The sequence below is a fragment of the Muricauda brasiliensis genome, from assembly GCF_003057865.1.
In the GTDB taxonomy this organism is placed as follows: domain Bacteria; phylum Bacteroidota; class Bacteroidia; order Flavobacteriales; family Flavobacteriaceae; genus Flagellimonas; species Flagellimonas chongwuensis.
The window spans coordinates 26,231-41,882 of record NZ_QBTW01000023.1 but is presented as its reverse complement, the minus strand read 5'-3'; the positions used below and the strand labels follow the sequence as shown (position 1 = coordinate 41,882).

14 protein-coding genes, 1 tRNA gene and 1 pseudogene are annotated in these 15,652 nt (G+C 42.0%); 13 read left to right on the top strand and 3 right to left on the bottom strand.

Translation table 11 applies throughout. The features are described 5' to 3' along the window. Positions 1-414: 414 nt before the first annotated feature. The gene (locus DCK90_RS16145) at positions 415-873 is read right to left on the bottom strand and encodes an Lrp/AsnC family transcriptional regulator (RefSeq protein ID WP_108247241.1); all 459 of its coding nucleotides are present in this window, start codon (positions 871-873) and stop codon (positions 415-417) included. Between the two features lie 150 nt (positions 874-1,023). On the opposite strand from DCK90_RS16145, the gene DCK90_RS16140 reads away from it, so the two are divergent. From DCK90_RS16140 to ribB, 11 genes and pseudogenes are all read left to right on the top strand, one after another. Next, positions 1,024-2,244: an aminotransferase class I/II-fold pyridoxal phosphate-dependent enzyme gene (locus tag DCK90_RS16140; protein ID WP_108247240.1), complete on the top strand. Its 1,221-nt coding sequence runs from the start codon at positions 1,024-1,026 to the stop codon at positions 2,242-2,244. 72 nt (positions 2,245-2,316) lie between these two features. Beyond that, complete coding sequence (gene nhaC / locus DCK90_RS16135; protein WP_108247239.1) at positions 2,317-3,807, top strand: Na+/H+ antiporter NhaC; 1,491 nt, start codon at positions 2,317-2,319, stop codon at positions 3,805-3,807. A gap of 208 nt (positions 3,808-4,015) precedes the next feature. After that, positions 4,016-4,660: a peroxiredoxin gene (locus tag DCK90_RS16130; protein WP_108247238.1), complete on the top strand. Its 645-nt coding sequence runs from the start codon at positions 4,016-4,018 to the stop codon at positions 4,658-4,660. 7 nt (positions 4,661-4,667) lie between these two features. Further along, the gene (locus tag DCK90_RS16125) at positions 4,668-4,982 is read left to right on the top strand and encodes a thioredoxin family protein (RefSeq protein WP_108247237.1); all 315 of its coding nucleotides are present in this window, start codon (positions 4,668-4,670) and stop codon (positions 4,980-4,982) included. Then, positions 4,963-5,220 carry a DUF6952 family protein gene (locus DCK90_RS16120; protein ID WP_108247236.1) on the top strand — a complete coding sequence of 86 codons (258 nt, stop codon included), beginning with the start codon at positions 4,963-4,965 and terminating at the stop codon, positions 5,218-5,220. Before DCK90_RS16125 ends, DCK90_RS16120 begins: the two co-directional genes overlap by 20 nt. A gap of 95 nt (positions 5,221-5,315) precedes the next feature. Beyond that, on the top strand, positions 5,316-5,822 hold the full coding sequence (gene tpx / locus DCK90_RS16115) for a thiol peroxidase (RefSeq protein ID WP_108247235.1): 507 nt from the start codon (positions 5,316-5,318) through the stop codon (positions 5,820-5,822). After that, complete coding sequence (locus DCK90_RS16110; protein WP_108247234.1) at positions 5,815-6,180, top strand: diacylglycerol kinase family protein; 366 nt, start codon at positions 5,815-5,817, stop codon at positions 6,178-6,180. The genes tpx and DCK90_RS16110 overlap by 8 nt, the downstream gene beginning before the upstream one ends. Positions 6,181-6,242: 62 nt before the next feature. Then, positions 6,243-8,633 (top strand): DNA translocase FtsK, encoded by a 2,391-nt coding sequence (locus tag DCK90_RS16105; RefSeq protein ID WP_108247233.1) that lies wholly within the window; start codon positions 6,243-6,245, stop codon positions 8,631-8,633. 4 nt (positions 8,634-8,637) lie between these two features. After that, the gene (locus DCK90_RS16100) at positions 8,638-9,285 is read left to right on the top strand and encodes a LolA family protein (RefSeq protein ID WP_108247244.1); all 648 of its coding nucleotides are present in this window, start codon (positions 8,638-8,640) and stop codon (positions 9,283-9,285) included. A gap of 3 nt (positions 9,286-9,288) precedes the next feature. Beyond that, positions 9,289-10,764 (top strand): annotated as a pseudogene (locus DCK90_RS16095) (LptF/LptG family permease); the annotation flags it as partial. Positions 10,765-11,231: 467 nt separating this feature from the next. Next, positions 11,232-12,353 carry a 3,4-dihydroxy-2-butanone-4-phosphate synthase gene (ribB, locus tag DCK90_RS16090; protein ID WP_234414774.1) on the top strand — a complete coding sequence of 374 codons (1,122 nt, stop codon included), beginning with the start codon at positions 11,232-11,234 and terminating at the stop codon, positions 12,351-12,353. A gap of 24 nt (positions 12,354-12,377) precedes the next feature. On the opposite strand, the gene DCK90_RS16085 is transcribed toward ribB, so the two are convergent. Continuing rightward, on the bottom strand, positions 12,378-13,571 hold the full coding sequence (locus DCK90_RS16085; protein WP_108247231.1) for a DegT/DnrJ/EryC1/StrS family aminotransferase: 1,194 nt from the start codon (positions 13,569-13,571) through the stop codon (positions 12,378-12,380). A gap of 13 nt (positions 13,572-13,584) precedes the next feature. Further along, positions 13,585-14,337, bottom strand: coding sequence for a sulfite exporter TauE/SafE family protein (locus DCK90_RS16080; RefSeq protein ID WP_108247230.1), 753 nt, complete (start codon positions 14,335-14,337; stop codon positions 13,585-13,587). A gap of 183 nt (positions 14,338-14,520) precedes the next feature. Between DCK90_RS16080 and DCK90_RS16075 the strand changes: the two genes are divergently transcribed. After that, a complete protein-coding gene (locus tag DCK90_RS16075; RefSeq protein ID WP_108247229.1) occupies positions 14,521-15,021 on the top strand; it encodes an outer membrane beta-barrel protein in 501 nt (166 codons plus the stop codon). Between the two features lie 128 nt (positions 15,022-15,149). Beyond that, positions 15,150-15,234: transfer RNA gene (locus DCK90_RS16070), tRNA-Ser, on the top strand. Positions 15,235-15,652: the final 418 nt, after the last annotated feature.

Here is a 15,652-nt window from a genome sequence, read left to right as displayed (position 1 = left end):
CACCAATTGACGTATGCCCCGTTTGAGTTGACGGATAATGGGTTTGGGTTGATGGGGATTACGGGTGAAGGGTTGAAAGATGAAGGGTTAAGGGGTTAATGGATTATTGGATGGTTGAATGATTAGAAGTATGGACCCTGAGCGTAGTCGAAGAGGCATGGTTGTTCGTTATTCGTTATTGGTTGATTAGACTATTAGATTGTTCGATTTTTGGACGGGTCGATGGTCAGTTGCGATCTTGACACGAATTCCACGAATTTTCACTAATTGAATGCCGGGCCCTGAGCGGAGCCGCAGGGACATGGTTATTGGTCTTGGGTAAAGGGTTCTCGACTGCGCTCGAACTGACAAGTGATAATTATTGACTGCCAACTACCCACAGACCTCTGACCTCTGACTTCTGACTTCTAAAAACTAAATATGTACCGAAGGACTGTTCTTTACTTCCTTGATCACAAAAGAGCTTTGGGTGTTGCCGATATTCGCAATTGCCGTCAGTTTGGTGAGCATAAATTCGCGATAGCTCTTCATATCCTTTACGAAAATTTTTAAGATATAATCGTAATCCCCGCCCACATGAAAGCATTCGGATACTTCTTTAAGTTGTAGAACCTCACGTTCAAATTTGATAACGTTCTCTTTGGTGTGCTGCACCAGACGTATTTGGCAAAGCACCATAAAATCACGGCCCACCTTTAGCTTGTCCACCAAGGCGGTGTATTTCGTAATCACCCCATTCCGCTCCAAACGTCGGATGCGTTCATAAACGGCAGTCTTTGACAAATGCAGAGCATCCGCATATTGTTTGGTGGTTTTTTTGCTGTCGCTTTGAAGCAACCTGATCAACTCAATATCCACATTATCCAGTTTCATACCGACGATTTTTCTAATTGCAACCTCTAAAATCCGATTTTACGGAATAATTTCCTAATTATTTTCTAAAAACAGTCTAATCATCATCATTTACAAAATTACATTGATTTTGGGTCTACATATTATTAGTTTTACTAAAAACAGCTCATTATGGACTACAAAGCATCGGAACATATTCAAGACCTTCAATATTTTGGTGAATTCGGAGGTGTAAATCCCTCCATATCAGATTCTTCAACCTATACATTTCTATCGGCAAAAACCATGTTCGATACATTTGAAGGGAACACGGAAGGCTGCTATTTGTACAGTCGTCACTCCTCCCCTTCCAACCTATATTTGGGCGAAGCCATGGCGCAACTGGAAGGAACAGAATCGGCCAATGTGTACGCCAGCGGAATGGGAGCCATCACTGCGGTGATTCTTCAATTGTGCGATGCCGGGGACCATATTGTATGCAGCCGAACCATTTACGGCGGAACCTATGCTTTCCTGAAGAATTTTGTAAAGAAGTTCAACATGGATGTCTCTTTTGTGGACATTACCGATTTGGAAACCGTAGCGAACTCCATCACACCAAAAACCAAGATGATTTATTGCGAGGCGGTCAGCAATCCATTGTTGGAAATTGCCGATATTCCTTCGTTATCGAAAATCGCAAAGAACAATGATATGCCCTTGGTGGTGGACAACACATTTTCGCCGCTTACCATCAACGCAGCAAAGCTGGGGGCCGATATTGTGGTGCACAGCCTTACCAAATTCATCAATGGCACCAGTGATTGTGTTGCTGGCGCCGTTTGTGCCTCCACCGATTTTTGTTTGAGTCTGAAAGATGTGAACAACGGAGCGGGAATGCTCTTGGGAAGCACGTTGGATAGCTTACGTGCCGCTTCCATTTTGAAAAATATGCGAACGCTGCACATCCGTATCAAAAAACATAGTGAAAATGCCCATTATCTCGCTGAACAGTTTGAAAAAGATGGTTTAAAAGTCGTGTATCCCGGCTTGGAAAGTCATTCCGGACATCGTTTGATGAAATCCCAAATGAACCACGAATACGGTTTTGGCGGCATGCTCACTTTGGATGTGGGCTCGGTGGAACGCGCTAACGCACTGATGGAACTGATGCAGACCGAAAAATTGGGGTATTTAGCCGTGAGCTTGGGCTTTTACAAAACCTTGTTCAGTACTTCGGGAACTTCAACATCTTCCGAAATACCCGAAGAAGAGCAAAAAGAACTAGGTCTATCCCAAGGACTTATCCGCTTTTCCATCGGTTTGGACAATGATATCCGAAAGACCTACACCACCATGCGAAGCTGTATGGAAAAGCTGGATATTTTATCGCCCGATGCAAGTTTGGCCTAGTTAAGTCGACTAATGGAGTTTGCACAAAAAGGTGCAAAGTCGTAATATTACCTCTTAACAAACTCAGACCAGATGCCAAACACAGAGGAAACTCCAAAATTTAGGGAAGACGAACATATTGTAGAAAACAAGGAATTAAGTATTTGGGAAGCATTGATACCCGTTTTTGCCCTTGTTGCCATGTTGACCTACAATGTTTTTGTTTTTGGTGATGACGCCCTGAGCGGTTCCAACCAGTTTATACTCTTGATGGGCGGTGCAGTGGCAGCAATCGTTGGTTTTTTCAATAAGGTTTCCTATGACCAAATGATTGATGAGGTCGCCGAGAATGTTCGGTCAACTACAGGTGCCTTGCTTATCCTTTTAATGGTAGGTGCGTTGTCCGGGACTTGGCTTGTAAGCGGAATTATTCCCGCGATGATCTATTACGGACTTCAAATTTTGAATCCCACCATATTTTTGGCCGCTTGTGTGGTTATCTGTGCTATAATTTCCATTGCAACGGGAAGCAGCTGGACAACGGCCGCGACTGTTGGTATTGCCTTGATTGGTATTGGTGAAGCCTTGGGCATCTCGTTGGGAATGACGGCCGGTGCCGTGCTTTCCGGGGCATATTTTGGTGATAAAATGTCCCCCTTGAGCGATACCACCAACCTGGCCCCTGCCATGGCCGGAGGGGATTTGTTCTCCCACATTCGATACATGACCCTCACCACGGTGCCTACTATAGTGGTAACCTTGATTGTGTTTATCATTCTTGGTTTTACAATTGATACATCCGGAGTGGCGGACACAAGTTCTCTACTAACCAATATCGGATCTACATTTAATATTAATGGTTGGCTGTTTATTGTGCCCTTAGTCGTTATCGGATTGATTCTTAAAAAGGCCCCTCCGTTGATGGCCCTTTTGGTCGGGACTTTATTGGGCGGTGTGTTTGCTCTTATTTTTCAGCCCGACATTGTTGCCAATATAGGTGGAGGCACCGCATTGAATTTTGAAACGGGCTACAAAGGAATTATGAATGCCATCACGGTTGATACTGAAATTGCCACCAATGACCCAGCCTTGAATGATTTGTTCTCTTCTGGTGGCATGTCCGGTATGCTCGGCACCATTTGGTTGATAGTCTGCGCCATGGTATTTGGTGGAATTATGGATGGTATCGGGGCTTTGGAGCGAATCACGGAATCCCTTCTAAAATTGGCCAAGACCACTTTTGGACTGTTCGCAAGCACCGTGGGAAGCTGTTTGGCCTTGAACGTAACCGCATCCGACCAGTATTTGGCCATTGTAGTGCCCGGTAAAATGTTCTCCAAAGCGTATAAAGAACGTGGTCTTGCACCGGAAAACCTGAGCCGTTCATTGGAAGATTCAGGTACAGTTACATCAGTTCTAGTGCCTTGGAACACTTGTGGAGCATATCACAGTAGTGTTTTGGGTGTTGGTGTCGGCGAATACTTCCTGTATGCTATTTTCAATTGGTTAAGCCCGATAATGACGTTGCTTTTTGCCGCTTTCCGAATCAAGATCAAGCAACTTACCACCACTGCCGCTGAATAAATTTTATTTCAGCTTTTTCAATACGTCTACTTCTTTGAGAAGTCATCAAAAATTGATGTGCAATTTTGCCACAACCTCAATATTGATGATGCTTTTTTATGGCATAGTCACGCCTTATCCAACCATAAGAAATACTAATTTTTAAGCTGGTAAAAGCCGTAAAACCACCCTATTTTTGCTACTCGAAAATTTAAAAAACATCCAATAAATGACTTTAGTAGGAAGAAAATTTCCAAACATTGAAGTAAACGCCATCGACGAATTGGGCGACACATTCAAAATCAACATTTTAGAGAAAGCCAAAGCAGAAAACAAGAAAGTACTGTTATTCTGGTATCCAAAAGATTTCACTTTTGTTTGTCCGACCGAGCTTTTTGCCTTTCAACAAAACCTAAGTGAGTTTGAAAAAAGGAATACCATTGTTATCGGAGCTTCTTGTGATACTGCCGAAGTACATTTTGCATGGTTGAACACCGAAAAGGACAACGGAGGTATCGAAGGTGTAACCTACCCTATTGTTTCTGACAGCAATAGAAACTTGGCTTCTGCCTTGGGAATCTTGGACATCATGAAAGAAGACTATAACGAAGAGACGAACTCTGTTGTAGTGGAAGGTGACAACGTGACCTACAGAGCCACTTATTTGATCGATGAAGAAGGAACAGTATTCCACGAGAGCATCAACCACATGCCACTGGGAAGAAACGTGAAAGAATTTTTGCGTTTGGTAGATGCCTACACCCATGTTCAGGAAAAAGGAGAAGTTTGTCCTGCTAACTGGGAAGAAGGAAAACAAGCCATGAACGCAGACAGAGCTGGTGTTTCCGATTATTTGGCCAACCACGTAAACTAAGGACGCTATGGTTGTAGAATTGGACAAAGACAATTTAAGCGAAGTCATTGCCACCAATGACAACGTAGTGGTGCAGTACAGTGCATCTTGGTGCGGCAACTGTAGGATTATGAAGCCAAAGTTCAAAAAGGAAGCCTCTTTGAACGAGAACATAACCTTTGTAATGGTCGATGCCGAAAAATTCCCGGAATCCAGAAAACTGGCCAACGTGGACAATTTGCCCACCTTCGCCGCTTTTTCCAAAGGATCTTTGAAGAATCAGGTGCAGACCAATAAGTATGATGTTTTAAAAGACTTGATCAATGAAGTTGCCCATAATTAAGCAGTTGGTCAATTTTGCCGAGGAGCACGACGAGGATTACCTTCAGGAAACTGCGGATACCCTCGAAAGTGTTTGCGAAGTTTCCAGTTTAAAAGATGACGAACTGGATATGATCGGGGAATTGATCTCCAATATTTACGGAGCCCTGGAGGTATCCAACGAAATCAAAAACGGAACTCCTAAAAAGGAAGCCCTCAACGGTTTTATGTCGAGGGTGCTTGGCTCTATAGACAAGTAACGGACATTGTCACAAACATTATAATAAGAACCTTCCCGGAACAGACTTCGGGAAGGTTTTTTTAGTATTTTTGGTTCCGAATCAAAACTACTACTATGGCAACTGTAACACTTAAAGGAAATGAAATTCACACACTTGGCAACCTTCCAGAAAATGGTTCCCAAGCCCCAAGCTTTACTTTAGTAAAAACCGACCTTTCGTCCGCTAGCCTATCCGACTACAAAGGCAAAAAGGTTGTTCTCAACATATTCCCAAGTATAGATACCGGTACATGTGCGCAATCTGTGCGCCAGTTCAACCAAGAAGCTGCTGAGTTGAAAAACACTGCAATATTGTGCATCTCCAAGGATTTGCCTTTTGCTCAAGCACGTTTTTGTGGTGCCGAGGGCATTGATAAAGTTGAGACCCTCTCCGACTTTAGGGATGGCAGCTTCGGGAAATCCTACCATGTGGAATTCACCGATGGTCCATTACAAGGGCTGTTATCTCGCTCCGTTGTAGTGGTCAATGAAAATGGTGAGGTAATTTACTCCGAACAAGTATCGGAAACTGCGGACGAGCCCAATTATAAAGCCGCCCTCGAAGCGTTGATGGATGCCTAAAGAATCTTTTTTACGGAACAGGATCAAAAGTGTTGGCTTTGCCCTAAAGGGCATGTTTCTGTTGTTACGGACAGAACCCAGCATCAAGATCCAGTTCTTTATCGCATTGATCGTTACGGCTTTCGGCTTCTACTTTGAAATCTCTTCCACCGAATGGATAGTTCAGGTTTTGGCAATAGGGATAGTGATGGGCATAGAAGGTGTAAACACGGCTATTGAAAAAATCTGCGACTATATCCAGCCCAATTTGGACCCTAAAATTGGTTTTATAAAAGATATTTCCGCAGGGGCCGTTATGATAGTATCGGTATTGGCAAGTATTGTTGGTCTGATCATTTATGTGCCCAAGATTTTTTAGTAAAATCCAAGACCGAGAGTAGCAACGTAAATTTGTAACTTAGCCCCGCTTAAAAACGATTGATGGCCAAAAAAAGAACAAAATCAAAATCAAAAAAAACTACCACAACTGCCAAAAAGAAGGTCTCTTTTAAGCCTTCCAAGCAGAACAAGATTATTTTCGGTAGTCTTTTGATAGTTCTCAGCATAGCACTTTTCTTCTCCTTCATGTCATTCTATTTTACATGGCAAGAAGATCAGAGCATGTTGTCCCAATTTGCGGACCGCAATGTCGAAGCCAGTAATCTGCTCAATAAATTTGGTGCCAACGTAAGCCATTTTTTCATGTACCGGGGATTTGGCCTTGCCTCTTTTGTATTCCCATTTTTATTGGCCGTTACCGGACTTTACTTATTCCTAGGCCTAGATGGAAAGAGATTGATTTTCAAGTGGATTTGGGGGTTGGTCGGAGTCATCTGGGGATCCATTGCACTTGGCTTTTTTGCGGCCGATTATCCTCTTTTAGGCGGATTGATAGGTTATGAGATGAACGATTTTCTTCAAGATTACACTGGTAAAATTGGTGTGTTCTTGATTCTAATATTTGTTTTGATGGTGATTTTGGTTCGATTGTTCAACTTTACGCCAGAAGGATTCGCCAACTTCTTCAAACGACAAAAACAAAAGATAAAATCAGATTTTAAGGAAGAACCAACTGTCCACACCAAGGATGCCCCAGTTCAAGAAGATGACGAAGATGGTCTGATATTGACCACAGAAGATACGGTTCACGAAAAAGTGGATACCTACACCCACAAAAAGGATATTCCACCGTTGGATGAAGCAGGACTCGACGTCAATATTCCAGAAGAAGAGGAGTCCGATATCGACCTAAAAGTTGAGGAAACGCCCGTTGAAGAAGAGGAAACCGATATAAAGGCAGCCAAGCTCGTAGAGGATTTTGGAGAGTTCGACCCCAAACTGGAATTGGGCAACTACAAATTCCCGACCATGGAATTGTTGGAAGCACACGGCGCTTCGGGGGGCATCACCATCAATCAAGAGGAGCTTGAGGAAAACAAGAACCGAATCGTTAGCACCCTCAAAAACTATAAGATCGGGATTGCCCAGATCAAAGCGACCATTGGTCCAACGGTTACCCTTTATGAAATTGTCCCCGAAGCTGGAATACGTATTTCCAAGATCAAAAACTTGGAGGACGATATCGCCTTATCCCTTGCCGCATTGGGTATCCGTATTATCGCACCAATCCCTGGAAAAGGAACGGTTGGTATTGAGGTGCCGAACAAGAACGCGACCATTGTTTCGATGCGTTCGGTAATTGCTTCCAACAAATTCCAGAAAGCGGAAATGGAACTGCCCATCGCTTTTGGAAAGACCATTAGCAACGAAACTTTTGTGGTGGACTTGGCAAAAATGCCCCACCTGCTTATGGCAGGTGCCACCGGTCAGGGTAAATCAGTTGGTCTTAATGCAGTAATTACCTCCCTACTCTACAAAAAGCACCCTGCCGAGGTGAAATTTATTTTTGTAGACCCTAAAAAGGTGGAATTGACCCTCTACAACAAAATTGAACGTCATTTCTTGGCAAAATTGCCAGATTCCGATGAGGCCATTATAACGGACAACACCAAGGTAATCAACACTTTGAACTCACTCTGCATTGAAATGGATAATCGTTATGAGCTACTCAAAACAGCGATGGTTCGTAATATTAAAGAATACAACGCCAAGTTCAAGGCCAGAAAGTTGAATCCGAACGACGGTCATAAATTCTTGCCATACATCGTGTTGGTAATCGATGAGTTTGCGGATTTGATAATGACAGCTGGCAAAGAAGTGGAAACACCCATTGCCAGATTGGCACAGTTGGCACGTGCTATCGGTATCCACTTGATTATAGCTACGCAAAGACCTTCGGTGAACGTAATTACAGGTATCATCAAGGCGAATTTCCCCGCACGGATTGCTTTTAGGGTAACTTCAAAGATAGACTCCAGAACCATTTTGGACGCCCAAGGGGCCGACCAGCTCATTGGCCGAGGAGACATGCTCTACACTCAAGGAAACGATGTCACCCGATTGCAATGTGCCTTTGTTGACACCCCTGAAGTTTCTAAAATTACCGACTACATTGGGTCACAACGTGCCTACCCTGAAGCTCATTTGCTGCCAGAGTATGTAGGTGAAGAATCTGGCACAAGTCTTGATAATGATATCGCGGACAGAGATGCCATGTTCCGGGAAGCTGCCGAGGTTATCGTTACCGCACAGCAAGGTTCCGCCTCTTTGATCCAACGAAAATTAAAATTGGGGTACAATCGTGCCGGCAGAATCATAGATCAACTGGAAGCTGCCGGAATCGTGGGGCCATTTGAGGGCAGCAAAGCCCGACAAGTTCTGGTTCCTGATATGTACGCCTTAGATCAATTATTAGAAAATGAAGCAAAATAAGACCATGATCAAGAAAAGTATTCTTTTAATCGCATTATTTGCCGTTGGACTATCTTCATACGGGCAAAACTCAGGTAAGGCAAAAGCGCTTTTGGACGAGGTGTACAATAAAGTGCAGAGCTACGACAATATTTACATTGACTTCCAGTCCACTCTGGAGAATACAGAGGCAAATCTAAAACAGGAAACCAACGGAAATGTAACCTTGGATGGCGAAAAATATGTATTGAACTATTTTGGCGCAAAACAATTATACGACGGTAAAAAAGTATACACCGTAGTACCCGAAAATGAAGAAGTTACTATTGAGGATGTAAACGAGGACAACGATAACGTGAGCCCATCAAAAATGTTGACCTTCTACAAAACGGGACATAATTACGAGTGGGACATCCTTCAAAATGTGGGCGGTAGAAAAATTCAATATGTAAAATTGATCCCAATTGATTCAAATACTGAAATCAAATCCGTTTTATTGGGTATCGATACGCAAACAAAACACATCTACAAGCTGATTCAAACAGGAAGCAATGGTACCAAAACCACGATTACCGTTAATTCTTTCAAAACCAATCAGCCCATATCGAGTACTCTGTTTACCTTTGACGAGAAAAAGTACGAAGACAAAGGGTACTACATCATAAGAAACTAGGCATTGAAAATACTTGACCAGTATATACTAAGAAGATTTCTTTACAACTTCTTCAGTTCCTTTTTCATCCTGATTGTCATATTCATCTTTCAGGGAATATGGTTGTTCATTGATGATTTAGCGGGAAAGGGACTGGGCATGGTAATTATTGGCAAGTTTATTTTCTACTTTATTCCCACCTTGGTGGACAAGGTTTTACCACTTACGGTACTGCTCTCCTCAATCCTTACCTTTGGTACGTTTGCGGAAAACTATGAGTTCGCCGCAATGAAAGCATCTGGGATATCCCTACAAAGAGGAATGCGTAGCCTAATCGTATTTGTATTGTTCCTTGGATTGGTAACTTTCTTTTTTGCAAATGATGTCATCCCTAAATCCGAACAAAAAATGTTCAACCTAAGACGGAACATTGCCAAGGTAAAGCCAGCTGCGGCAATCACCGAAGGTGTTTTTAGCGATTTTGAAGGAACCGGACAGGGAATGAACATCAAAGTGGATAAGAAATATGGCGAACAGGACCGTTTTTTGGACAATGTAATCATCCACAAGAAAACGGACCAGAACATCAACAACACGGTCATCAAGGCCAAAGCGGGTGAATTAATCAGTAGCGAGGAATCCGATATTATCCAACTGGTCCTGAAAGATGGAAATTACTACGAAGAAATCGTAAAAAAGGATGCTAAGGAAAAGCGAAAACAACCCTTTGCAAAGTCCAATTTTGAAACTTACACCATCAATATTGATATTTCGGAGCTCAACGACCAAGACTTGGAAGAGGATCAGAACATCACCACCAATAAAATGAAAAATGTTGGCCGCTTAATCAAGGACATCGATTCGCTACGGGAGAACAATCTGGAAAAAGTAACGGCGTTTTCCAAAAACGTGGTGAACCGTATGGGTGCCTTTCCTGTTAAGGCACCAATAGACACTACAACACAGAAGTTAGAACTTTTAAAGGCAAAAGACACCATTCAAAGGGATTCCATTAAAAGTATTGACCAATTTGTGTCCGGTTTAGAACAGTGGGAGCAGATTCAAGTCATGAAAAAAGCACTGAACGAAGTTTCCAGTATCATAAATACGGTAGACTCCAAAAAAGACGAACTCCAGAGCCGATATAAATTTTACAACAGTCACATTTTGTCCCTTCACCAAAAATATGCGCTTGCACTTTCGTGCATCATTTTATTTTTCGTGGGGGCACCTTTGGGGGCTATCATCCGTAAAGGCGGATTGGGGCTGCCCATGGTAGTGGCCATTATCTTATTTTTAACCTATTACTTTATCGGTGTATTTGCCGGTAATTATGCCAAGGAAGGAAACATTCACCCAGCTATTGGAGCTTGGCTGCCAACTATGATCATGCTGCCGTTGGGCATTTCACTGACCAGAAGAGCCACAGCAGACAAGGGATTAGTAGGGTTTGGTCATATCTTTGATAGAATTAAAAGTCTTTTCAAAAAGAAAAAGGAAGACGATGTTGTTGATTTAGCCAATAAAAACTTGGTTAATTCTGAAATTAATATTCAAAATTATTATTCACAAGAAGAGTTGTCTATTCTTATAAAATCACTTCATCTAATAAAGGATTTTCCAACCAGTCTAAATATCTCTTCAAGTGCTGAATTTCTTAAAATCCATGAGAAAAACATTCATTTATTAAATGAAATATCCAGTACCGATAACTCTGGCATTATAAAAAAACAGATAAATAACTATCCAACTATTTCAGAAGTAGAAATCAATTATTTTATAGAAAACAAAAAAAATAATCAAAGTTTTACAAGCGTATTTGTTGGTAAACTAGCTGGACTAATCATCCAACTAATTAAAACAAAAGGAAACACACTATCCGAAATAAAATTAAAGCTCGAGGAAATCTCTAGAATTAACAACAATCTAATTCTAATTATTAGAAATTCTAAATAAAAAAGTCAAAATTGATACAACTGAACGCCATAGAAGAAGCCATTGCGGATATTAGAGACGGTAAGGTAATTATTGTAGTTGATGATGAAAACCGGGAGAACGAAGGTGATTTTATTGCCGCTGCCGAGAAGGTAACCCCCGAAATGATTAATTTTATGGCCATGCACGGTCGTGGGCTTATCTGCGCACCACTTACGGAAGATAGATGCGAAGAACTGGAATTGAACATGATGGTGCAAAACAACACCGTACTTCATCAAACCCAGTTTACCGTATCCGTGGATTTATTGGGATACGGTTGCACCACAGGTATCTCGGTTCATGATCGGGCCAAGACCATAGCTGCGCTAGTAAATAAAGACATTAAACCTCACGAGTTAGGAAAACCTGGTCATATCTTCCCTTTGAGGGCCAAAAATGGAGGTGTTCTACGCCGTTCCGGACACACGGAAGCTGCTATTGATTTTGCACGATTGGCGGGGTTGGAACCAGCTGGCATTTTGGTAGAAATATTGAATGAGGACGGAACAATGGCCCGTTTGCCGCAACTGCTGAAAGTAGCCGAAAAGTTCGACCTCAAAATTGTTTCCATTGAGGATTTGATTGCCTACCGCATGGAGCATGATAGTCTGATTGAACTTAAAGAAGCTTTTACCATACAAACAAGGTTTGGTGAGTTCCGCTTGCGAGCTTACAAGCAAACTACGAACGACCAAATACATATTGCTCTTTTGAAAGGAAATTGGAAAACAGGTGAGCCTGTTTTGACGCGTATCAACTCAACCTTAGTGAACAATGATATTCTAGGTACCCTAACCAATAATCCGGACGAGACGCTTCAACAGATGTTCGATGCACTGAACAAAGAGGAAAAGAGTGCCATGATCTTTATCAATCAAGGGAACCAGTCCATGAACTTATTGAACAGGCTATCGGAATTTAAAAAGCTACAGGGCGACGGCATCACCAAAGCTCCTAAAATTGAAATGGACAATAAGGACTTCGGAATTGGGGCCCAAATTCTGCACGATATCAATATCTCCAAAATTAGATTATTGACGAACTCCGGCCAAACAAAGCGTGTGGGCATGGTTGGCTACGGTCTTGAAATTGTGGAATACGTAAACTATTGACAAAACGGTCTCTCTCTGATGATATCAGATAGATGATTTTATCGCGTCCACCATTTTTTTGGCTCGCTCGGCCACTTCCTCCTCGGACCATCCCAGTTTGATAAGGCAAGAAATATTTCTGGACATCCATTTGTCGGATTCCGAAAAATCGGCTTTGCTATAATCGGGCAAGGCTTCGAGTACATCTTTAGGCAATCTTCCCAAAGACTTTTTCTGGGTCAAATGCTCCCATTTTTTATAATAATGCCAGTTATTGTCGTACCAATAAAAACAACCATCCACCCCGGATTCAATCAATTCTTGATGAGCCACTTGGGCCAATTCTTCTGTAGGCATGAAAAAGTTTAGAAATGAATAGTTCTCCTCTCCCCCATCTGGAACAGTCCTAAAAACAACCTCGGGAATATCGGATAAAGCATCTCTTAAAATGGTATAATTCCGCTTTTGAATGGCCAAAAACTCATCCAAACGAGCTAATTGGGCAACGCCGACAGCGGCATTCATTTCGGAGATTCTAAAATTATACCCTAAAAACGGGTGTTCCTCGGCCCCTCTATTGTTGCCAATATGGTCATGGCCATGGTCCGAGTATTGATGGGCATTTTCGTAATAACCCTTGTTATCCGTGATTATGGCTCCACCTTCTCCACAAGTAATGGTTTTTACATAGTCAAAAGAAAAACAGCCCAAACCACCAATGCTTCCCAATGGTTTTCCATTGTAGGTGCCTCCTATGGCCTGACAGGCATCTTCCAGCAACAACAGACCATGTTTGTCACAAATGGCTTTCAAAGCATCTAAATTGGCCATAGAACCACACATGTGCACGGGCATCACTACTTTGGTTTGCGAAGAAATAGCTTTTTCGACCGCTTCGGGTTTCAATGTGAGGGTATCATCGATATCAACTAAAATAGGTACCGCTCCCAAGGCTAAAATGGACTCAAAACTGGCAACAAATGTAAAGGTCGGTATAATCACTTCATCCCCTGCTCCTATACCTGCACTGGCCAAAGCCACTGTCAATGCGGCGGTACCGCTACTTACTGCATGGACATACTTGGATTGCATGCGTTGGGACAGACCTGTTTCGAGTTCTTTGGTTTTCCAATGTCCGTTGCGCATACCATCAAACCCGTAGCGCATGAGCACCCCGGAGTCCATTACGTCTTGTACTTCTTTTCTTTCCTTATCTCCAAAGAGTTCAAATCCTGGCATAGTAAATCTTAATTTAAAAGAACCATAGTTTGATGGCCATCAAAACTACGGCGATCACTAAAAATGTTTTTATAAATCCATCTCCCTTTTTCACGGAAAACCTACTGGCAAACCATGCTCCCGACCCATTTCCAATAGCAAGAACAAGGCCCATTTTCCAATCCACTTTATCGTTCAAAACAAAAACCGCCAATGCGGCCAACATATAAACAAAAACCACGGCCACTTTGGTCGCATTGGACCTTACTAGATTCATTTGATTAAAATAATGCAAAAACAGCATCATCAAAAACCCGAGTCCAGCATTTATAAATCCCCCATAGATACCAAAAAAGAAGAAAACCACAAGAGCTATCCAAAGATATTTGCCCGTCAGTCGTTCTTGCATGTCGTCCACCCTCATTTTGGGCTTAAAAATGATGATAAGTACTACGGCAATCATCACTATGGCCAAAATTCTATTAAAGGTTTCCCCATCTATATCCACCGCAATGTATGCGCCTATTATAGCTCCTAAAAAAGCCGATATCCCCAAATAAATATTAAAAGGATATGTAGAGATTCCTTTGCTCTTGAAGCCTGCTGTCCCCATCGCCGTTTGAATGACAATGGCCACCCTATTGGTACCGTTGGCAACTGCCGGCGGTAGACCCAAAAAGATTAAAGTGGGCAGTGACAGTAGCGACCCACCCCCTGCCACGGTGTTAATGAACCCTACGGCAAAACCAACGGCAATCAATAAGAAATAGTGGTACCACTCGAGCATAAAACAAAGGTATGACCATTGTTTTGAACGGCATATAGAATTGGTGAACTTTAGTAAAATTGAGAATCATCAAAAACAGGCAATAAAGAATGCTTTTAATTTGCCGAAAACATAATTTAATAGCCTTCAAAATGTTAATTTTTTAAAAATCATTACATTTGATTTAACCTTAAATACAATCTCATGAAAAAAATCGCATTATTTACACTAGCCGTATTTTTTGGATTAACCTGTGTACAAGCACAAGGTGATTTTAAAGCAGGAATCCATGCAGGTCTTCCCATCGGGGATGCCGGAGACTTATCGACATTTGCAATTGCCGTGGAATTAGGCTACTTGTTCGATGTATCCGATGAGTTCCAAGCTGGCCCGACTTTGGGTTATTCACATTCTTTTGGTGACGAAATAGACACTGGTTTTGGAACCATCGATGTTGATGACGTCCAGTTCCTACCCATTGCCGCGGCAGGTCGTTTTAGTGTTTCCGATGAATTCTCGCTAGGAGCAGACCTTGGCTATGCCCTTGGAATAAGTGATGGCAACGATGGTGGATTTTATTATGCACCAAGAGCCGCATATTCCATAACCGAGATGATGGATATTGTGCTAGCTTACAGGGGGGTAGCCCTAGATGGAGGCAGTTGGGACATTATCTCCTTAGGATTGGAGTTTGACATTAATTAAAACCCACCTATCCTTAAAACACTATCCGATGTGCTCCAACAGGTACATCGGATTTTTATTTTTATACAACAATAAACCAAAAAGGTCTTTTGGGATAAGAAAAAGCTTTATATATTTGCACCCGCTTAGGAGGAATGGCAGAGTGGTCGAATGCGGCAGTCTTGAAAACTGTTGAGGGTCACACCTCCGGGGGTTCGAATCCCTCTTCCTCCGCTGGGTAGATATTAAAAACTACCACAAACCCTGTAAATAATTGATTTACAGGGTTTTTTATTTTTTATGATTTTAAATGGCATCAAATAAAACCATTTAAAAAGTGAGCGATTCGGTGCCCTTCCAAACTTCATCAAAAAGGGGCACCTAATAACAATTAAAATGTTGTTAATCAGATATTTATATTGACTACTGTTTGATATTTTTTCCTAATTTCAAGGTTAAAAACCCATATATTAAAACCACCGGGTTGAACATAATATTTTCTTTCGTTTTCCACCTAGTCCTATCTTGCAAAAAACGGTCAAATCGAACCCCTGAAAACGGAATTCTTTGGGCTATCCAAAAAACAGTTTCAGACTTTGTCATAAATGGGTTTATATTAGTTTTTGCTATGCTCACTTCAATCCTGCGCGGG